Consider the following 20,646-nt stretch of genomic DNA (forward strand, 5'->3'; position numbering starts at 1 on the left):
GGTTACCCATTTTTGGAAAATTTAATGATTACTTGCGACACATCAGCAATTCTTTACTTAGATGTAATTAACTCGTAAGCTCTAACAAACAGGTCAGAGGAGTTACCATGATAAAACTAGAAATAAAACAACAAGTCGCATGGGTTAGCCTTGCTCGTCCCGAGAAACAAAATGCACTCAGTTTTGCTATGTTCGTTGAGCTTTCAAACGTAATCAAAGAAATTAAACGTGATCGCAGCTTACGTGCAGTGGTTATCTCTGGCGAAGGCGAACATTTTTGCTCTGGACTGGATGTTGCTGCAGTGATGAAAAAGCCAAGCAATATCATCAAGCTTTTATTCAAATGGTTACCAGGAAACCAAAATCTAGCGCAAAAAGTGGTGCTAGGTTGGCAAGACATAAGTATTCCGGTGATAGCAAAAGTAACCGGACACTGCTTTGGTGGCGGTATGCAAATCGCACTCGGCGCTGATTATCGCATCGTCGATAAAAACGCTAAATTAGCGATCATGGAAGCCCGGTGGGGCTTATGCCCTGATATGGGGGCTAACGTGGTGCTTGCAGGTTTAATGAAGCGTGACCAAGCACTTTGGTTGGCAAGTCATGCAGGGCCTGTCTCAGCTGAAGACGCTAAAGAATATGGCTTAGTTACACAACTTACTGATGACGTTGATAAACAAACCGATGCTGTACTAGAAACCCTCATGGCGCGCTCGCCGGATACCCTTGCTGCAATTAAACGAATCACACAGCAAAGCTTTCGCTCACAGCAGCGCAAGATTCTCGCTAAAGAAACCTGGAGTCAAATTCGCTTACTGATGAATCCAAATACTAAAAAAGCGATTGCAAAAGCGAAAGGCGCAGAGGATATCAAGTTTAATAATGCCAAATCATGGTAAGCTAAAGTCGCATAGTACAACTGACAAGGGTATGATGTAGTTGTACTTTATTCGCAATTATCCTGACTTATGAAATACCTTATCAGTAGCGTTATTATTCTTACCTGCTTAGCCGTTGCAAAGTTTTTAACGGCTTTGCTTGAAAGCTCATTCCCTGCTCCATTACTCGGTATGGTGTTACTGCTCGTGCTACTGTTAACAGGCCTCGTTAAAGAACAGCATTTAAAACCAACAGCCAGCCCTTTACTTAATTACATGCCGTTGTTTTTCATCCCTGCAGGGGTTGGTATTATTGAACATCTGGGTTTAATTTCACAGAACTGGCCTTTATTACTGACTATTTTTATAGTCGTGCCGCTGAGTAGTGTTTTAATCATAGGCGCTGTTATCGCCTATTTTAAGGGCCGTGAAAATGACAGTTAGTTTATGGTGGCTCAGCGTCCCGCTTATTATTGTACTTTTCTTAGTACTGCGATTTTTAAACGCGAAAACCCAGCATGCCACTGCTAAAGCGCTTAGTAACCCTGTGTGCTGGGCAATTGTGTTAATTGCAGCCTTGTTAGTGGCACTTAAGCTCCCCTATGAGCCTTTTGCCGAGCACAGTAAAGTCCTAAGCTGGTTGCTTGAGCCTGCCATTGTGGCATTGGCTTTACCGCTTTATCAGCAATTTATCCATGTCAAAAAGAACCTGCTGCTAATTCTCATAAGTTGTAGTTTAGGGGTGATCAATGCCACCTTTGTCGCGTCGCTTATTTGTTATTTTTTTGCAGCCCCAGCACAGTTAAGCGCATCTTTAGCAAGTTTATCTGTAACAACCCCCATCACCTTGTTAGTAACTGAGTCACTAGGCGGCATACCTTCTTTGGCGGCAGCCATGGTGATTTTTATTGGCGTACTTGGGGCTATATTTGGTAATTTGATTTTCTCGCTGATAAATATTCGCAATGCCCAAGCAAAAGGCGTTGCCATTGGTACGGCTTGCCATGCCATTGGCACAGCATCATTGATTAGTGATCAGCCAAAAGCGGGGGCCTTTGCCTCTGTGGCGATGGCATTAAGTGCGCTGCTCAGTGCTATAATCGTGCCGCTACTCTATCCTGTAATACAGCATGTTCTGGTATAGTCAGAATTCGCAGTAACCTTGTTAGGAAAACACATGATTGACTCAGAAATACAACAAGTCGAAAAATACTACAATCTAATCATGGAATATTTGGTCACCTATAGTATGCAAATTTTAGGTGCCATCTTAATTCTATTTATTGGCCTATGGATTGCGCAAAAAGTATCGAACATGGTTGCTGGCCTCATGCAGCGTCACAATATCGATATTACCCTCACCAACTTTGTCAGCAATGTCATCAAAGTATTGCTGATCATTATGTTCTTAGTTATTGCCCTTGGCAAAATTGGCATTAGCGTGACCCCATTTGTCGCTGCCATTGGTGCCGCATCACTAGGTGCTGGCTTAGCAATGCAAGGCATGCTTTCAAACTACGGTGCGGGCCTTGCTATCATTGCAACAAGACCCTTTGTCGTTGGCGATACCATCGAAGTAAAAGGTGTCAGTGGACAAGTTAAAACCATTGAACTTGGTCACACTATTCTGATTAACGAAGAAAAAGTCGAAATCACCATTCCTAACAAACATATTGTTGGCGAAATTATACATAACTCGTTTAGCTATTCGTTAGTTAAAGGTGAAATAGACATCGCTTATGATGCCAATGCAGACCTTGCAATTGAGCTTATCGAAAAGGTGCTAAACGATCATGAGCTAGTTAGTGATTCTCCTCATGCACAAGTCGGTATCGAGCGCTTTGCTGAGAGCGGTGTTACCTTGAGCTATCGCTTTTGGGTGCCAACCACCAAAATTATTGAGACTAAATTAGCGGTGAACCGCAATGTATTTAAAGTAATTCAAGAGGCGGATATCGAAATACCTTTCCCACAACGAATTGTTACCCTCAACCAAACTAATGATAAAGGCGCTTAAAGCGCCTTTTTTGCAGCTCGTCGACAGAGATTGTGTTTACTCAAAAGATTGTAGTACAATTTAAATGATAACAATTACTATCATCAATTAACGTCGGGCTATTTTTACCATGAGTAAACGTCTTTGGTTCCAACTACATGGTTGGTTTTCGCTCCCAGTATGGGTGCTATTTTGCTTTATTTGCGTCACAGGCACTGTATCTGTGATAAGCCATGAGCTTACTTGGCTGACCAACAGTGAAGCACGTGCAAACAACCCAAATGATTTACCAGCACTTGGTGTTGATCAAGTTATTAATAGCGTTGAAAAAGCCTACCCGACTGCCGATGTAATGAGTGTACTCAATTATGAGCCTTACTTGGTAAATGCGGTTATTTTCACTGATACCGACAAACCTTACGCTGTGGCTTACGTCAATCAATACACTGGCGAAGTACAAGCGGTTAATGACACTATCTCATTCATTGAATTTATGCGTACCCTGCACGGCTGGCTATTCTTCCCTTGGCAAGAGGGTTACAGCGTAGGTTACTATCTTGTCAGCGCCATGGCTTTTGTTATTTTAGGTGCACTAGTAACAGGCTTAGTGATTTATAAAAACTTTTGGCGTGCATTTAGTCAGCCAAAACTACGTTTTAACCAAGGCAAAAAAACCTTCCTAAAAGATTTACATACCCTAAGTGGCGTTTGGTCAATTTGGTTTATGGCAGTAATGGCACTCACAGGCCTGTGGTATTTAGTGCAAGCCATCATGTGGCATAACGAAATAGACATAGAAGAGCATGCACCGCTCGTGGCGGTTTCAACTTTGCCTGCGAATAAACAAACACCGCCAACCGATTTAAAAGCGGCACTGGCTATTACCAAAGAGAAATTCCCAGATTTCAAACCTAGTTATGTGATGCTGCCAGAGCATAACCGCGGCATGTTTAATATCATGGGCAGTGGCGATACTATTTTCTACGATAACTACGCTTACTCAACTTCAATCAATCCTTGGACGGGTGAAATTGCAGCAAGTAAAAGCCCAGAAACCATGTCGGGATTACTCACCCTTTCGCATATCGCCGATCCGCTGCATTACGGTAATATTGGCGGTCTGTGGACAAAGGTTATTTGGTTTATCTTTGGTTTGATTTTAAGTGGTATGTCGATCACTGGTTTTATGATGTACGCCGCAAAATTAGTAAATAACAAACCTGTAAAAGCGCGCCAATCAGCGCCAGTGAATAACGTTCAGGAGGCAAACTAATGGCTCGTTTACAAGCAACTTGGTGGCAACGTAAAAAGTATGTTTTACATGCTGTGGTACTGGCTTTACCTGTATGGTTTATTTATCAGTCATTAAACCCTCAGTTTCCTGCACTTTGGCAAGAGCAACAAGCGGGCGAATTTAAAATCGCCCCGATGCCGCTAAATGAAGATGCCCCGTACTCACACCACAATGAGTATGTGAAAGATTTCTTTATCGCCTTTAATCAAGGTGACATAAGCAATGTTCGTCAGGCGTATTTAAATATTGGCCAAGCGCCTTTAGCACTAACGGAGTTTGCTAAAGATGAAGAAGGCATAATGCATGGCACCAATCATGGTCAGCACGCCCATGCGATAGCTCCTAAATCCATCTCAGCAGATGATAAACTGTGGATCACAATACAAACTTGGCAAGGCCAACTGCATACCCTCAAATGGGATATTCCCAGCCAGTTTATTACTCAATAACATCCGAAAAGCCACTCACTGAGTGGCTTTTTTGTATCTCAGCTAAACACTAAAGTCCCTTCCAAAACAGTTGAAGGTAAAATTTTTGTTAATTATCTTTACCGTTCACCTTTACAAAGGTAATAATATAATAAAGTATTATAAATAGTTTTCATTTGCACCATTACTCTTAATTAATTGGTGTTGATCAAAACTCATCCAAGGAGCAGAACACACAAGGAAAGCTCAATAACAATGATTTGGAGACACAATGATACTTTCAAAAAAAGCCCTAGCTGCACTCAGCTTGGCAACAACACTCATACTGCCCAATGCTTATGCGATTGATAATGGCGTATACACCATTAAATCAAAGTACAGTGCTAAATTTGTTGAAGTAGCCAGCGCGCAAACCAACGATGGTGCAAATGTTAGTCAGTGGGCTGACACTAATCACGACACCCAGCGCTGGTTAATCACCAACATAGGAGGCAGCAACTATTCGGTTATTAACTTAAACAGTGGTAAAGCCCTCGAAGTGTTTGACTTCTCGACTGCCGATGGCGGTAATGTGGTGCAATATGAGTACGCTGATGTTGCCAGCCAACACTGGCAAATTAATGATGAAGGTAGCGGCTATTACAGCTTCATTAACGATCACAGTGGTAAGGCACTCGACCTTTATGCTTTTAATGGCAACGATGGCGCAAATATTAGCCAGTGGAGCTACAACGGCAGCGATGCACAGCAGTGGCAGCTAACCAAGCTTGCTAATGTTGAATCAACCCCTTGGGATCCATCCACAACCAATGGCGCAGCAGATCACTGGCCACTTACAGGTAATTTAGTCACCCACGATCCAACCCTTGGCTATGAAAATGGCACTTGGTGGGTTTTTCAAACAGGCCCTGGTATCTACGGTAAATATTCAAGCAACGGTGTAGATTGGAATGATGCGCAACCAATTTTCTCAAATGGTTTAAGCTGGTGGAGCAACTATGTGCCAGATCATGATGGAATTGATGTCTGGGCGCCTGAATTAAAAAGCTACAATGGTCGTAGCTGGCTTTATTATTCGATTTCGACCTTTGGTTCACGTGTCAGTGCTATTGGCCTTACATCAGCAAGCAGTGTAGCAACCGGTGATTGGCGTGATGATGGTTTAGTCATTAACACGACTAATAGCAATGATTACAACGCCATTGACCCTGATCTTGTGGTGGCAAAAGATGGTGCACCTTGGCTTGCCTTTGGTTCATGGAATTCGGGTATTAAACTAACACGAATTAACCCTATAACCATGAAACCATTTGGTCAAATCTACTCTTTAGCAAGTCGCTCTGGTGGCATCGAAGCGCCTACCATAGTGTATCGCCAAGGCTATTACTATTTGTTTGTTTCAGTTGGCAAATGCTGTGATGGCACGAATAGTACTTACCGTATTGCGTATGGTCGCTCTAGTGACATCCGCGGCCCATACCTAGATAAAAATGGCACCGACATGCTAGCTAGCGGCGGGAGCATTCTTGATGCGGGTAACAGCCAATGGGTAGGTCCAGGTGGACAAGACATTTTAAATACCGATGTGATTGTTCGTCATGCCTATGATGCAGGTGATAATGGTACCCCTAAATTGCTCATCAGCACCCTGAATTGGGATGCAAACGGTTGGCCTAAATACTAGTTCTCCCCACTAAGCGCGTGCAAGCGCGCTTTTTACAATCTATCTAAAAGACTGCGAACAAATTCAGAATTAAGAATCTGAGTAACTGCTCCGCTACACCACAAATAGGCACGTTGAATCGGATAACCTTTAAAAATCCAACGCTTACGCACATGATTAAAGTCGTGCAAATAATCCGCCTTTGCTTGCGGTAACGAGTCTTTGGCTAACTTCTGCCACGCCTTATAAACCCCACTCATATCGGCACCACGCATAAAACGCTGTAACCAGCGCGGAAAGCGTGCAAAGCGAATCGCTGACTGAAAATCAATAATATAAGGCTTGCCATCTTTTGAACAAATCACATTTCCCAAATTACGTAAGTCGAGGTGCACCACGCCGCGGCGATGCATTTTTGCTACCAAACGCTCAAATTCTTTAAAGAACTCACCCGGTAAATGCTGCTGTTGCAAGGCAAGCTGGCGAAGTGGCGTGCCTTCAATAAAATCATAAGCGATGGCAATTGATGACAAACGACAAAAGTTATCGACCACTCCGTCTACGTCTTGCAGGCGTGCCAGCCCCTTGTACTCTTGATTGATAAATAGCGGCGCGATGGTTTTTCTCATCCACCACGGGCTGTGCTGAAAGTCTTTAATAATTAGATCAAATTGCGCGTCTTTATAACGATAGACAATGGCATTGGCAAAGCGGCCTGTGTGAACAACCGACAAACCTTCTGGGCTAAATTGATGAGCTGGAAATTGAGCGTGAAGCTGCGCAAGCAAAGATGATTCAAACATAACAACCCGGACTTGTTAAAATTAAATGCCTAGGCAACTATATTATCAAAATGCATCTACAGCGACAATGTACCGCTTAGAGAAATTTATGCTTTTAAATTATGAATTGCTCTAAACATTAAGCTTGCGAGTTGCTTTTGCTCATCATCAGAGAAGCCTGTGAGTGCTTTGCGATAGATATCATTTACAGTGGGTAAAATTTCCGGGTAGAGCTGTTGGCCTTTTTCTGTGAGGCATAAAAGAGTTGAACGGCGATCTTCAACTGACTGCTTCTTAGCAACTAAGCCCTTGTCTTCTAAACGAGAAAGTAATCGACTCATGGCACCACGGTCATACACCATGTGCTCACAAAGCTCAGCCAAGGTATTTACTTTACCGCGTGCAAGTAGCACAACCACGATATACTGAGCCGACGTTAGCTCTTTATCCTCTAACGCATTATCAAGATGAGTCACCAGATTTGAACGTAAATAAGAGGCTAAGCGACCTAAGTCTTGCACGGGTTCTAAATCTTCAATACAGCACTGGCCAATTGATGCAGGTTCTTTCATATTTCCTCTAAAGCGATGAATAGCAATTCATAGACAGTTAATCGGCAAAATAATTCAATCCTATTAGATTGCTTCAACGGCTATGAATAGTGTAGCGTGAAGAAGCGTACTAACTGTCGGGGGCGTTATGCTAACTAAACAACATATTATCAAGTATTTATCTCTTACAATACTGCTACTTCTTTGTTGGCTAGAGCATTATAACCATTTCATTATGCGCTTTATCGACAGCGCCCTTGTACAATCAACCCTAGTGTATGCTTCATCTCGTACAGTTAATGCTGCTATATCGCTATTGCAATCAGCCGAAGTGGGCATTGGTATTGCCAGTATTCAACCTGCACAACTACTCGACCCAGTCAATGACCTAGCTGAATACATGTCGGATGCTATGCGCCTTGCAATAGGCTCGTTATTTTTACAGCGCATTTTATACACCATTTCTTCTGGGGTTATTTTTAGTGGTGTTTTTACTGTTTCGGTCGTCGCTTACTTTATCTGTGAATGGCGTAACTATTTACCTAACTTACGTCATAAGATTATGGCAAGCCTGATTTTAATTCGCTTTTTAGTGCCTGCGGTGGTGCTGGCAACAGGCCTCGTCAGCCAGATATTCTTAGATGAGCAAATTAACCAGCAAAGTGAGCTGGTGAGCGAGAAAGTCGAGACAGTGAATAGCAGTGCAAATAATACCTCGGCCATATCTGCCAAGCTAAAGGCCGAGGTCGATAGTGAAAAACAAACCATCTTCGACAAGCTCTCTCTATTAAATGAGCAGCAGATTAAGAACCACCAGCAAGCGACAGAACTCAAAGTTAAGCTAACAGAGGTCGATAGCCAAATAGAAGCGATTCAAGCAACTCGCAGCTTGTCTGAGCGACTGACCTTTACTGAGCTTGAACAAGCCAAGCCATTACTTGATAAAAAGCAGCAATTAACAGCGCAGTTTAATGCGGTACTAAACCAGCAAAGACAGCTAAACCTAGACAAAGACGCCTTAAATGAGCAACTAGAAAACTTAAATGCATCACTCAATCAAGACCAATCGTCGCAAGTGAGTAAAATTATAGACACCGTTAGCTCTGGCATTAGCAACATGGTGGCAGCCGTCGAAGACTTATTCATCGACTTTTTGAATATCTTGTCTCTACTGATTTTAAAGCTGTTATTAATGCCGCTAATATTTTTATACCTATTTAATAAAGCCTTTAAGGCTATTTGGCAGCGCCGCTTTATGGATGTGGTAATACAAACAAAGCAACTGGCTGTTAATCGCTGATATTTCAGCTAAAGTTATAAACCTAACTCGTTTTTAAAGGATATAAGTATGACTGAGCAACGCCATAATCACATTCCCCAAGAAGCTTTCGATTGGTACGATGAATACGCCCATGGCTTGATGGACCGCCGTACCTTTATGAAAAAGCTAGGTGGCTTAGTCGCCCTTGGTTATTCAATGGCAATGCTAAGTAGCGCTTTACTGCCAAACTACGCATTAGCTGAGCAAGTGTCCTTTAATGACCCTGATATCAAAGCTAGCTATAAAACCTTTGACTCGTTTAAAGGACATGGCGAAGGTAAAGGTTATTTAGTAGAACCCGCTAATTTAACCGGCAAGCTCCCAATAGTATTAGTGATCCACGAAAACAGGGGTTTAAACCCTTATATTAAAGATGTTGCTCGTCGCCTTGCCAAAGCTGGATTTATTGCCTTTGCGCCAGATGCATTACACCCTCTTGGTGGCTACCCTGGCAATGACGATGAAGGTCGCGCCATGCAGCGCTCTATGGATAAACAAAAAATCCAACAAGACTTTATTGCCGCAGCTGAATACATAAAAAGACACCCAAATAGTAATGGCAAACTCGGTGCGGTAGGCTTTTGCTTTGGTGGTTATATGGTTAACTACCTAGCAGCCGTTGATAGCAAACTAATCAATGCGGGCGTGCCCTATTACGGCACTCCAGCCGTTAAAGAACTCAGACAAAATATCAAAGCCCCGCTACTTGTACACTTAGCTGAATTTGATAAACGCGTTAATGCAACGTGGCCAGAATACGAGAGCGACTTAAAAGCACATCAAGTGCCTTACACTATGCATATGTATGAACAGGCAAATCATGGTTTTCATAACGACTCTACCTCTCGTTATGATGAAAAACAGGCGGAGCTGTCGTGGCAGCGCACATTGGCGTTTTTCAATGAGCAATTGATTTAAACAGAGCAATTTCATACACTCTCGAAAAAATTTTAGGCTAGAAAAGAGATGGAATCGCAAGTCAGTTATCGCTTTGACTCACAGCAAACCGCCAATCGGTTTTTAAACAAGCTTAAGCATTGGTCAGTGGCTAAGGTCACTGCGAGTCTTTGCCAAGGTGGTTATGGCGTGAAAATACGTTACGAAGTCGATAATAGTGGCTTTGATTACACCCTTGCAGAGCTTGATGATTTAGCGATGCAACACGAAGGTGAAGAGATTTAATCCCCATATTCTAAGCATAAAAAAACGGCTAACGAAGGTTAGCCGTTTTATTAAAGCCGTACTATAAAACGCTACTTATAAATCAAAGCTACGTGAAATAGACGCGACAATACGCTCGTCTGCGGTATCCCAGTCTAGGCTGGTATTTTCGCCAGCAAGCTCAAAATCAAAACCTGCAAAGCTTGTTTGATAGGCTAAACGATAATGGTTGTATGACTTGTCATTACCATCCCAAGCAAACTTATTGCCATCTAATGAGTTAGATACATCAAAACTGGCACGAATTGCATGATTTGGGGCAATTTCAAAGGTATGCGCAAGCATAGAAATTACATGTCCAGCATCGGTACCGAAATAATCCCAAGCGTACCAAAAGTTAAGTTCTGTGAAACCCAGACTATTGGTGTAACCAAACTTTGCATAAGTCTCAAAATAATTACCGTCGCTTGAGTAATCTTCACCATGGTAAGAGTAATAAGCAATACCATAATCAACACTAAGGGCATCGTTTATCTCAACATAATTACCAAAATAAGCATCCCACTCAATGTCAGTACCTTCACCAAAATCTACATTTGAAGCCCAAGTACCTACATACATGCCTGAATCGGCAAAGGCGTAATCTAAACTACCTTGAATTGCAGGATCATTCTGAGTCTGGCTTACACCATTGAAGGTGTAATCTGATGCCAATGTAACCGTAGTCGATAAGTCAGCCATCGCTGATGTCGATAGTAATGCCAATGGCAACGCTGCTGCTAATACTGTTTGTCTTGTTGTCATGTTGGTTTCCCCTAGCTAACTGTTTCTATTTTTGTGTAATCTAATTTATTGTCTTTTGGTGAGCCTTCGATATTTTTCACTGTTTTTAACTTGCTGTAGCCAATAAACGCAGCACAGCCGAAAAATAATGCAATAACGAGCGCACCAACCCATTGGATCTGTAAAAAGTCGAACTTAAACAGCAGGGTTAACAATGAAAGCGCCACCACATTTAAGGCAATATAATTAAATTTACCTAAACGTTTCACCGTTAAGTTTAGGTTATCTGTGTATAAACGGATCAAAGAATCAAGTGAGTTGATCACAAACACCACACCAACAAACACCATAGCGATGTTTTTCAGGCCTGCTGTTGCAATACCCGCTTCATGGTATTGATACAAAACACTAAACCAGATAGCGATTGGAATAGACGGGAAAATCAACATAGCTGCCAGTACTTGGTAAGTTTTTAAACCACCCACAAAGCGCGAAGTAAATTGACCAATCATAATGCTCCAAGCAAACCACCAAAACAGGTAGAAGGCATGGTAATCATTTAGTGGTAATACAAACTCATGAATATTGCCAAAGTAGCTGCCAATTAACGCAAGGTTATCAACAAATGCTGATGTTTGTGCATCAGAACCCACAAAGGCACCGAACCACATAAATGCGATTAAAGCGATAAACAACCAAGTAGTAGAAATACTTAAAAAGCGTACATACTTAATGTCTGTGCTCGAATACACAGCAAAACAAATCGCTGCAAACACCATTAAGTAGAATGTCGGAATAATTGACTCACCATCACCAAGCGACGGCAAATACCAAGGTAAATTCGACAGCAGTAAAAATGCAGTAAATGCGCATGTACCAATAATAACTATGTTATTTATTAGTTTTACCCAAGCAATTTCAAAAAATTTTACTTTGGGTTCTATTACACAGAAATAAAAGCACGTAAGGAAATAAAATCCCCAGATCAAGAAGCCCCAAAAACCAAACTCGATGGCTAATGGATTGGCAAACGCATACTCTGGGCTTGCTTTTATGTCTGCATAACCTGCAAACTCTGTCAGTGGAAACATAATCAAGCCAACATCTAGGCCCGATGTAAATAAAATTGCAATGAACGTAAACGTTCTAACCGGTGTGACGCCAACACACCTTACCGTACCCCATTTAAATAAAATAACCGCAATTGCTAACAGGGTAAAAATGATGCCAGCACTAAGCCAAAAGGTCATAGTTACCCCCCCAAAATAAGTAATAATACTTCATTGTTTCTCCAGTTTTATTCCTCGCATTAACGCATCACAAACAACTCGTGATGCGCGCCACTGCAAGCCCCACAGCCGAAACTGCGGGTGGCCTTATTAGATCTCCGAACTACGCTGCGTTGATTGCCATTGTTTTTCCATAGCAACATCTGCAGTTGATGCCGATAACACAGGCTTACCTAAAATGTGGTCCGCCGCTTTTTCTGCCACCATAATGGTTGGCGCATTTAAATTACCGTTTGGAACGGTTGGGAAAATAGATGAATCTACAACCCGTAAACCTTCGATACCGTGTACTTGAGTTTGCGAGTTAACCACGGCCATCTCGTCTTCACCCATCTTGCACGAACATGACGGATGGTAAGCACTCTCAACCGCTTGACGAACAAACGCATCGATTTCTTCATCGCTTTGAACATCTTTACCGGGTTGAATTTCACCATCGCGATACTCATCAAACGCACTTTGCTCAATAATCTCGCGAGTTAGACGTACGCAAGCTCTAAAGCCTTCAATGTCATCTTGATGCTGTAAGTAGTTAAATTGGATCTTTGGCGCAACCTGTGGATCCGCCGACTTAATCGTTACTGCACCACGGCTTTTTGGTTTGTTATGCCCAACATGAACTTGGAAACCATGACCATCAAAGGCACTTTTACCGTCATAACGAATGGCTGCTGGTAAAAAGTGATACTGAATATCTGGCCATTCAACACCCGGTTTTGAGCGAATAAATGCACATGATTCAAAATGGTTCGTTGCCCCTAAACCTGAGCGGTTTAATAGCCAACGAGCACCAATTAGCCCTTTTGAAACAAGGCCTAATTTTCCGTTTAAAGTAATTGGTTGCTTACACTTATATTGGAAGTAAAACTCCAAGTGATCTTGTAAGTTTTGGCCAACACCTGGTAAGTGATGTTTAACCTCAACCCCCGCTTCGCTCAGGATGTCTTTATCACCAATACCTGATAATTGCAGAATATGCGGTGAACCAATTGGGCCCGCACTTAAAATAACGTCTTTTGCTGCAAATGCCTGCTGCTTAGAGCCAGACACTGAAAACTCAACACCAACGGCTTTTTTGCCTTCGAGCAATACTTTTTCAGCTAAAGCACCGGTGATTAGCGTTAGGTTTTTACGTGACTTAACAGGGTCTAAATACTCACGGCTAGCAGAGCTTCTTACGCCATCTTTTACCGTCATATGCATTGGCCCAAAACCTTCTTGCTGGGCTGCATTGTAGTCATCAGTTTGCGCATAACCTGCTTGTTGGCCCGCTTTGATAAAGGCTTTATAAAGCGGGTTAGCCATTTCATTACCGTTATTAACCCCTAATGGGCCGTTATCGCCACGGTAACTGTTACCACCTAAGTAGAATGATTCAGCACGTTTAAAGTACGGTAAGCATGCTTGGTAATCCCAACCATTAGCGCCGTGTTGCTGCCACTCATCAAAATCTTTGGCATGGCCACGTACATACACCATGCCGTTAATAGATGATGAGCCACCTAACACCTTACCTCGCGGGCAGTGCATCTGGCGGTTATCTAAATATGGCTCTGGCTCGGTATGAAATTGCCATGCATATTTGTCAGTATTCATTGGGATTGATAGCGCGGTAGGCATCTTTATAAAAATGCTTTTATCACTACCGCCCGTTTCAAGTAATAACACCTTATTAGAAGGGTCTGCTGATAGTCGGTTTGCCAACACGCAGCCTGCTGAGCCAGCACCGACTATGATGTAATCATAGTTCTGTGTACTCATTAAAATGGACTCTCTATATTGCTCATACCCACATAAATCGATTTAGTTTGGGTATAGTGATCTAAAGTTTCGATACCGTTTTCACGGCCGATTCCTGATTGCTTATAACCACCTACTGGCATTTCTGCAGGTGAATTACCATAGCTGTTTATCCAACAAATACCGGCTTGTAATTGATGGATCACGCGGTGTGCACGCTGAATATCTTTAGTGAACACGCCTGCGGCTAAGCCAAGGTGGGTATCGTTTGCACGCTGAATAACGTCATCTTCATCATCAAACACCAACACGCTCATTACCGGGCCAAAGATCTCTTCTTTAACTATGGTCATGTCGTCTTTACAGTCGACAAAAACGGTCGGTTCAACAAAGTAACCGTTTGGTGCAGATGCAGGTGACAGAGCCTTACCACCGGTTAGCAAGGTTGCGCCTTCTTGAATACCTTTATCGATATAGCCAAGTACAAGCTCTTGGTGTTTTTTAGAGATAAGCGCCCCTAAATTCACCTCCGGATCCATTGGGTCGCCAGCAATAATATTTTGCTCAGTGCGTGTTTTCAGCTCATCAATAAACTGCTGATAAACATTTTTATGCACATAAATGCGCGTACAGTTAGTGCAAATTTCGCCTTGCGTATAAAAATTACCTAACATTGCCGCACTAACAGCTTGTGATACATCGGCATCATCAAATACTAATAACGGTGACTTACCACCAAGCTCCATGGTCACATCTTTAAGTGAACCAGCAGCGCTTGCCATTACTTTTTTGCCTGTGCCTACTTCACCAGTGAAAGACACTTTTTCAATATTTGGGTTTGCTGTTAACCATTGCCCTACTTCAGCAGCGCCTTGCACAACGTTGAATACGCCAGCAGGTACACCCGCTTCGATGAAAATCTCTGCAAGTTTAATTGCACCAAGAGGTGTTTCTTCAGAAGGTTTGAAAATAACCGCATTACCCGCAGCCAGTGCTGGGCCTGATTTCCAACACGCAATTTGCAGTGGATAGTTCCATGCACCAATACCGGCACAAATACCTAAAGGCTCTTTACGTGTGTAGTAAAAGTCATTGCCAACCATTTGTTGCTGACCCACTTGCGCAGGAGCAAGACCAGCAAAATATTCGATAACATCGGCGCCTGTTTCAACATCGACACACTCGGCTTCTTGCCAAGGCTTCCCCGTATCAAGTACTTCTACTTTTGCCAGTTCATCGTTACGTTCGCGTAAGATTGCCACGGCTTTTAATAAAATACGGCTACGCTCAATTGGCGTCATTGCAGACCATGCTGCAAACCCTTGTTTTGCGCTTTCGATTGCCGCGTTTTGAATAAACTCATCAGCGATTTCAACGTGATAAATCACTTCATCCGTTGCAGGGTTCTTAACCGCAAAGGTATCGCCAGTTTGATTCTTTAAAAAATGGCCATTAATAAAATTTTCGTAAACAGGTGTGGTCATTTTAGGCTCCATACTGTTTTATCAGTGAACGAATGTAGTCTTTAGCTAATTGCTCACAATGTTCGAATTGATCTTGGTCTGACTTACTTAATACAGCTCTTAGCCATAAACCATCGATCATGGCTGCACTTAACTCAGCGGCTAAGTTGGCATCACTATCGCTCATTAACTGTTTGAATGAGTTTAATAAGTTACTAAATAAACGTTTACTATTTACGTTTTGTAAGCGATGCAACTGGGCGTCGTGCATTGAATGCGCCCAAAAGCTCAACCAAGTTTTGGTGTTATTGCTTTGCTGCTGAATGCGCGAAAAGTTTGCTTCAACGATAAACATTAATCGTTGCTCAGGGCTGGTCTGCGGCGTTACTTGGTTCATCAGAGCTTGCTTTAAGCTGGTCAATAAATAACGCACAGTGGCTTCAATTAAGCCCTGCTTACCACCAAAATAATGACTGATAATGCCAGACGATAAGCCCGCCTTTTTACTAATGCTATTTATGGTGGTGCCTTGCAAACCAAGCTCTGCAACCGACTCTATTGTGGCGTCAATTAACTGCTGACGACGAACAGGTTCCATTCCAACTTTCGGCATAATTTTTTATTGATTGAACGTTCAATTAAAATAAAGGTTAAGGTAATGAGCATGGCAATTCAAGGTTGACAAATTGTAAACAACCGCAAAGCTACACTGGTAAGTTAAGCTAACCCACTGTTCTTACGTTTATTATCCGAAATATAAAAAAGTTTTAAATTTATTCAAAATAAAGCCTAAAAAGTATGAATTTAAGCTGAAATGCGGAAAAAAGAGAAAATTTATTGCAGGCGTATTTTTAATAAAAAAGCGCTTATAAAAGCGCTCATATTAGGCTAAAAGTTAAGCGAGGCTCATTCGTGGTATTTACGAATAACCGCTATCTTGCCATCTTCGATTTCGAGCACATCCATAATGGTTTGTGTGTATTCAATTTCTTGCTGATTTTGCGGATGTATACCTTTAGCATGATGGGTATAACGTAAAGCAATGGCAGAATCATTAAAAATAAAGGTATCGAGTAAGTTTGCTTGGTATTCAGTGTGCGCACCAAGGTAAAAAGTCATGCCTTTGCGCATCATCGCTTTGCCATCTGGCTCTCTTGAATCATCTGTTTGATAAGGTAAATGTTGGTTTGCTACATCATCAGTTAATAAAGCTAAAAAAGCTTCTAACTCTTTGTTGGTAGCATTAGGTGCTTGTGTTGCAACCATGGTATTAAAGTACTGCTGTGCTAATGCTGTGAGCTCTGGATTAGCTTGCTTTGCTTGGCTACTAAATGTGCTTAACAGACAAATAGCTAGAAAATAAAGGTGCTTCATCGTTATTCCTTGTGGTTTTAGTTATTGACTAATAATCAAACTACGCACCTAAAATAACGACAAAGCCCCGAACTATCAATATATTAGTTTAAGCTGTTTGTTGCTTTATAAGCGCTCGCTTATCTAAATAACCGCTGTATCGTGTTGCAATTAACGCCGCTAGACTAATGATAGCACCAATCCAAGCAGTGTCTTGCAATGAGTAGTTTTCAACGACAACACCACCTAACACTGAGCCCAGCGCAATACCGATATTAAACGCTGCAATGTTTAACCCTGAGGCCACATCGACAGCATTCGGTGTGAACTTTTCGGCAAGTTTAACCACATATACTTGCAGCCCAGGCACATTACCAAACGCAAATGCCCCCCATACAAGTATGGTCAGTACCGCAGCGACTTTAGATTGCATGGTAAAGGTCAGCACTAACAGCACAATACTCAAAGCACTAAAGATAATGGTCAGCGCACTAATCGGGCCTTTTTTATCAGCTAACTTACCGCCGTAGATATTGCCAACAGCAACCGATACCCCATATACCAGCATAATTAAGCTAATGGTGGCTGATGCAAATCCAGTTTGCTGCTCTAAAATTGGCGCTAAATAGGTAAAGGCAGTAAATGTGCCGCCATAACCAAGTATGGTCATCAAGTACACCAGTAAAAGCCTAGGTTGCACCATTACTTTTAGCTGCTCACTCAAAGTAGCTGGTTTACTTTGCTTTAAGTTGCTCGGAATTAAAAACGCGCTACCAATCAGTGCAATTAATCCCAGTAAAGACACCACTAAAAAGGTCGCTCGCCAGCCAAAGTGCTGACCAATCCACGTTCCTAATGGCACACCGGTTACTAATGCAACCGTTAAACCGGTAAACATAATCGCAATGGCACTAGCTTCTTTATCTTTACTGACAAGCCCTGTAGCGATGGTTGAACCAATTGAGAAAAACACCCCATGGGCAAGGCCTGTTAGAATCCTTGCGGTGATCAAGCTACCATAACTAGGTGCTTGCCAAGCCAGTAAATTACCGATTACAAATAGGCTCATTAAGCTAAGTAATACATGTTTTCGATTCCAGCGTCCGGTAAGCGCAGTTAATACTGGCGCCCCCACCGCAACCCCTAATGCGTACAAGCTAACAAGTAGCCCGGCACTCGGTAACGAAACCGCTAAATCATCAGCGATAGTTGGCACTAAGCCGACAATCACAAACTCAGTGGTGCCTATGGCAAACGCACTGAGAGTTAATGCAAGTAATGCTATTGGCATCACATATCCTCTATTTAATTTTGAAAGTGCGGCTATTGTGGCTAAAATTAAATTTGCAAAAAATAGCAGTAGTGACAAAATACTTTTGTCAAAAATGAAAAGGTAAACCCATGAGCGTGATCTCCAACACCCAAGATTTAGAAGCATTTATTAGCGTGGTTGATACCGGCGGCTTCTCAAGTGCAGCCAATGCCTTAGATGAGCAAGTTGCAAAAATATCACGGGCGGTAACTCGACTCGAAAAATCCTTAAACGTTACCTTATTCAACCGCACTACAAGACGTATTGAGCTAACCGAAGAAGGTCAGTTATTTTTAGGCTATGCTAGAGAAGCACTCAGTCAGCTTGCACAAGGCGAAGAAGCCTTAAAGCTTCTGCATTGTGCGCCATCAGGAAAATTAAGAGTCGATGCTGCAAGTCCTTTTGTGTTTCACCAATTAGCACCACATTTAAAAGCCTTTAACCAAGCTTATCCTGACATAAAACTTGAGATCACCAGCCACGACAACATTATCGATTTGCTTGAGCATAAAACCGATATTGCTATTCGTATTGGTGAGCTTGCTGACTCAAACTTGCATGCGCGCACTTTGGGAGTCAGTAAGTTACAGCTCGTTGCCAGCCCTAATTATTTAAAAGCGGCACCGCCATTAAACGAGCTAACCGACTTAGCCTCGCACCAGCTTATTGGTTTTACCGATGCGCCGCATTTAAATCACTGGCCGCTAACCACCCCTTTAGACCTTAAATTTTCAATCAGTGCATCAAGCGGTGAAACTGTGCGCCAACTTTGTATTCAAGGTCATGGCATTTCCTTGTTGTCGGAATTTATGATCAACGAAGATTTAAAAGCAGGCCGTTTAGTTAAAGTGCTCGAAGGCGAAGTACTGAGCCCTAATCGCCGCGAAAAAGTGCATGCGGTGTATTATCAAAACAGCGGTGTGTCATCACGAGTATTAGCGTTTTTAGACTTTATAGCACCAAGGTTAACGCTTTAGTTTTTTGCACTTTTAACAAAAGTGTTTTGTGATTAGTAGCATTAATTTCATAAATGATTTTCGTTATGCTGAAAGCATATTCGCTTTCAAGGAGCCGTAATGAACAAATTATTCGATACCGTACAACTTGCCGGTCATACATTAAAAAACCGCATTGTTATGCCACCGATGACCCGCTCTCGCTCATCACAACCGGGTGATATCGCCAATGAGTTAATGGCCGACTACTATGCCCAGCGTGCGAGCGCCGGCTTAATTATTAGCGAAGGTACACAAATATCAGCCCTAGGTAAGGGTTATGCTTGGACACCGGGTATTTACACTGCCGAGCAAATTGCCGGTTGGAAAAAAGTAACCGACAAAGTTCATCAAGCTGGTGGCATTATGTTCGCTCAGCTTTGGCATGTTGGCCGCGTATCTCACCCAAGTAACACAGGTGGTGAGCAACCAATTGCGCCATCAGCGATTGCAGCTAAAGACGTTAAAGTTTTTATTGATGAAGATGACAAACCCGATTTTGTTGCCACTGCACAGCCACGCGCAATGAGCCATGACGACATCAAACAGGTTATAAACGAATACCGTCAAGCTGCCCGTAATGCTGTAGATGCAGGGTTTGATGGTATTGAACTTCATGCTGCCAATGGTTACTTAATTAATCAATTTATTGATTCAGAGTCGAACCAACGCACTGATGAATACGGCGGCAGTTTAGAAAACCGCTTACGCTTTTTACAACAAGTGACACAAGCGGTTTGTGATGAAATTGGCGCTGAGCGTGTTGGCGTACGCCTTGCTCCACTCACAACCCTCAATGGAACGGTCGATGATAACCCGTTTGAAACCTATATTGGCGCAGCAAAAGTACTCAATGACCTTAACGTTGCTTACCTGCACATTGCCGAAGCTGATTGGGATGATGCGCCTTTAATGGAGCAAAGTTTTAAGCAAGCGCTACGTGAAAACTATGCTGGATTAATGATTTATGCGGGCAAATACACTGGCGATAAAGCAGAGCAAGCATTAGCCGCAGGCTGGGCTGATTTAATTGGTTTTGGTCGCCCGTTTGTTGCCAACCCAGATCTGCCAGCGCGCATTGAACAAGGTATTGAGCTTACGCAGCATGATCCAGATACCTTATTTGGAGGCGGTGCAAAAGGCTACACTGACTACCCTTTAGCAACGCAGTAACGCGCTAAAAAAGGTGGCTCGTCAACCAATAGCTCAATACAATAAAGCTGATGTTGGCGAGCGCTCTTAACCACCATGGAGCAGAGCTAAACTGTATTTGGCTATACTTGCTTACTAATACCAAAGCGCCCATCACAGTAAACCAAGGAGTAAAAAAGAATAGTGGCTTTAACTTCACTAAACTCACCGCTAAATCGTGCAGCGCCCCACTGACGGCAAAAGTAACAACAACCGCACACCAAACCGGCATAATGTCATTGCAAGGCTTCATGACATACCGAGATAAGTAATAGCTCCACACCGGATTCCAATATCGCCAAAACAAATAAAACGAGTTAGCACCCAGCGAGCGTGTCAGCATATTGCGCAGCGAATCTTTATGCCCCAGAGGCACACCTGTACGTTTTTTAACGTATTGAGCAAGGGAAATAGCTGCAGACACTGGCTTTCTCTTTTTACTAATG

22 protein-coding genes are annotated in these 20,646 nt (G+C 42.5%); 12 read left to right on the forward strand and 10 right to left on the reverse strand.

Annotation, left to right across the window (positions count from 1 at the left end):
- Window positions 1-107 precede the first annotated feature (107 nt).
- From CWC02_RS16410 to CWC02_RS16440, 7 genes are all read left to right on the forward strand, one after another.
- A complete protein-coding gene (locus tag CWC02_RS16410; RefSeq protein ID WP_138619383.1) occupies window positions 108-899 on the forward strand; it encodes a crotonase/enoyl-CoA hydratase family protein in 792 nt (263 codons plus the stop codon).
- 69 nt (window positions 900-968) lie between these two features.
- Window positions 969-1,322 carry a CidA/LrgA family protein gene (locus CWC02_RS16415; protein WP_138619385.1) on the forward strand — a complete coding sequence of 118 codons (354 nt, stop codon included), beginning with the start codon at window positions 969-971 and terminating at the stop codon, window positions 1,320-1,322.
- Window positions 1,312-2,022 carry an LrgB family protein gene (locus tag CWC02_RS16420; protein ID WP_138619387.1) on the forward strand — a complete coding sequence of 237 codons (711 nt, stop codon included), beginning with the start codon at window positions 1,312-1,314 and terminating at the stop codon, window positions 2,020-2,022. Before CWC02_RS16415 ends, CWC02_RS16420 begins: the two co-directional genes overlap by 11 nt.
- Window positions 2,023-2,055: 33 nt before the next feature.
- Window positions 2,056-2,895, forward strand: coding sequence for a mechanosensitive ion channel family protein (locus CWC02_RS16425; RefSeq protein ID WP_054554320.1), 840 nt, complete (start codon window positions 2,056-2,058; stop codon window positions 2,893-2,895).
- 100 nt (window positions 2,896-2,995) lie between these two features.
- Entirely contained in the window at window positions 2,996-4,147 is a 1,152-nt protein-coding gene (locus CWC02_RS16430; RefSeq protein WP_138619389.1) for a PepSY-associated TM helix domain-containing protein, read from the forward strand.
- On the forward strand, window positions 4,147-4,617 hold the full coding sequence (locus CWC02_RS16435) for a PA2404 family protein (protein ID WP_054562267.1): 471 nt from the start codon (window positions 4,147-4,149) through the stop codon (window positions 4,615-4,617). The genes CWC02_RS16430 and CWC02_RS16435 overlap by 1 nt, the downstream gene beginning before the upstream one ends.
- Window positions 4,618-4,867: 250 nt before the next feature.
- Window positions 4,868-6,280: a family 43 glycosylhydrolase gene (locus tag CWC02_RS16440; RefSeq protein WP_138619391.1), complete on the forward strand. Its 1,413-nt coding sequence runs from the start codon at window positions 4,868-4,870 to the stop codon at window positions 6,278-6,280.
- 32 nt (window positions 6,281-6,312) lie between these two features.
- On the opposite strand, the gene CWC02_RS16445 is transcribed toward CWC02_RS16440, so the two are convergent.
- Together CWC02_RS16445 and CWC02_RS16450 are read right to left on the reverse strand one after the other, a co-directional pair.
- Entirely contained in the window at window positions 6,313-7,062 is a 750-nt protein-coding gene (locus tag CWC02_RS16445) for an RIO1 family regulatory kinase/ATPase domain-containing protein (protein WP_138619393.1), read from the reverse strand.
- Between the two features lie 86 nt (window positions 7,063-7,148).
- Window positions 7,149-7,613: a MarR family winged helix-turn-helix transcriptional regulator gene (locus tag CWC02_RS16450; protein ID WP_138619395.1), complete on the reverse strand. Its 465-nt coding sequence runs from the start codon at window positions 7,611-7,613 to the stop codon at window positions 7,149-7,151.
- A 127-nt stretch (window positions 7,614-7,740) separates the two neighbouring features.
- Here CWC02_RS16450 and CWC02_RS16455 point away from each other — a divergent pair, with 127 nt between their 5' ends.
- From CWC02_RS16455 to CWC02_RS16465, 3 genes are read left to right on the forward strand one after another with little or no spacing between them, the layout of a single operon-like run.
- Complete coding sequence (locus tag CWC02_RS16455; protein ID WP_138619397.1) at window positions 7,741-8,892, forward strand: hypothetical protein; 1,152 nt, start codon at window positions 7,741-7,743, stop codon at window positions 8,890-8,892.
- A 48-nt stretch (window positions 8,893-8,940) separates the two neighbouring features.
- Entirely contained in the window at window positions 8,941-9,831 is an 891-nt protein-coding gene (locus tag CWC02_RS16460) for a dienelactone hydrolase family protein (protein ID WP_138619399.1), read from the forward strand.
- A 48-nt stretch (window positions 9,832-9,879) separates the two neighbouring features.
- Window positions 9,880-10,095, forward strand: a complete 216-nt coding sequence (locus tag CWC02_RS16465) for a hypothetical protein (protein ID WP_054554312.1) — start codon at window positions 9,880-9,882, stop codon at window positions 10,093-10,095.
- A gap of 75 nt (window positions 10,096-10,170) precedes the next feature.
- Here the strand turns inward: CWC02_RS16465 and CWC02_RS16470 are convergent, their stop codons facing one another.
- The 7 genes from CWC02_RS16470 to CWC02_RS16500 all read right to left on the reverse strand — a co-directional run bounded on the left by CWC02_RS16470 (window position 10,171) and on the right by CWC02_RS16500 (window position 17,993).
- Window positions 10,171-10,878 carry a TorF family putative porin gene (locus CWC02_RS16470; RefSeq protein WP_138600250.1) on the reverse strand — a complete coding sequence of 236 codons (708 nt, stop codon included), beginning with the start codon at window positions 10,876-10,878 and terminating at the stop codon, window positions 10,171-10,173.
- Window positions 10,879-10,889: 11 nt separating this feature from the next.
- Window positions 10,890-12,107, reverse strand: a complete 1,218-nt coding sequence (locus CWC02_RS16475; RefSeq protein WP_138619401.1) for a BCCT family transporter — start codon at window positions 12,105-12,107, stop codon at window positions 10,890-10,892.
- Between the two features lie 129 nt (window positions 12,108-12,236).
- A complete protein-coding gene (betA, locus tag CWC02_RS16480) occupies window positions 12,237-13,907 on the reverse strand; it encodes a choline dehydrogenase (RefSeq protein ID WP_138619403.1) in 1,671 nt (556 codons plus the stop codon).
- Complete coding sequence (betB, locus tag CWC02_RS16485; RefSeq protein ID WP_054554308.1) at window positions 13,907-15,370, reverse strand: betaine-aldehyde dehydrogenase; 1,464 nt, start codon at window positions 15,368-15,370, stop codon at window positions 13,907-13,909. The genes betA and betB overlap by 1 nt, the downstream gene beginning before the upstream one ends.
- 1 nt (window position 15,371) lies before the next feature.
- On the reverse strand, window positions 15,372-15,962 hold the full coding sequence (gene betI, locus CWC02_RS16490; protein WP_138619405.1) for a transcriptional regulator BetI: 591 nt from the start codon (window positions 15,960-15,962) through the stop codon (window positions 15,372-15,374).
- Between the two features lie 293 nt (window positions 15,963-16,255).
- Window positions 16,256-16,723, reverse strand: a complete 468-nt coding sequence (locus CWC02_RS16495) for a nuclear transport factor 2 family protein (protein WP_130166591.1) — start codon at window positions 16,721-16,723, stop codon at window positions 16,256-16,258.
- An 88-nt stretch (window positions 16,724-16,811) separates the two neighbouring features.
- Window positions 16,812-17,993 (reverse strand): MFS transporter, encoded by a 1,182-nt coding sequence (locus CWC02_RS16500; protein WP_138619407.1) that lies wholly within the window; start codon window positions 17,991-17,993, stop codon window positions 16,812-16,814.
- 110 nt (window positions 17,994-18,103) lie between these two features.
- Between CWC02_RS16500 and CWC02_RS16505 the strand changes: the two genes are divergently transcribed.
- A complete protein-coding gene (locus CWC02_RS16505; RefSeq protein ID WP_138600240.1) occupies window positions 18,104-18,991 on the forward strand; it encodes a LysR substrate-binding domain-containing protein in 888 nt (295 codons plus the stop codon).
- A gap of 99 nt (window positions 18,992-19,090) precedes the next feature.
- A complete protein-coding gene (locus CWC02_RS16510; RefSeq protein WP_138619409.1) occupies window positions 19,091-20,182 on the forward strand; it encodes an alkene reductase in 1,092 nt (363 codons plus the stop codon).
- 4 nt (window positions 20,183-20,186) lie between these two features.
- On the opposite strand, the gene CWC02_RS16515 is transcribed toward CWC02_RS16510, so the two are convergent.
- Window positions 20,187-20,624, reverse strand: coding sequence for an acyltransferase (locus tag CWC02_RS16515; RefSeq protein WP_138619411.1), 438 nt, complete (start codon window positions 20,622-20,624; stop codon window positions 20,187-20,189).
- Between the last annotated feature and the right edge of the window lie 22 nt (window positions 20,625-20,646).

It is taken from the genome of Pseudoalteromonas sp. S2721 (assembly GCF_005887425.1).
GTDB classification, from domain to species: Bacteria; Pseudomonadota; Gammaproteobacteria; order Enterobacterales; family Alteromonadaceae; genus Pseudoalteromonas; species Pseudoalteromonas simplex.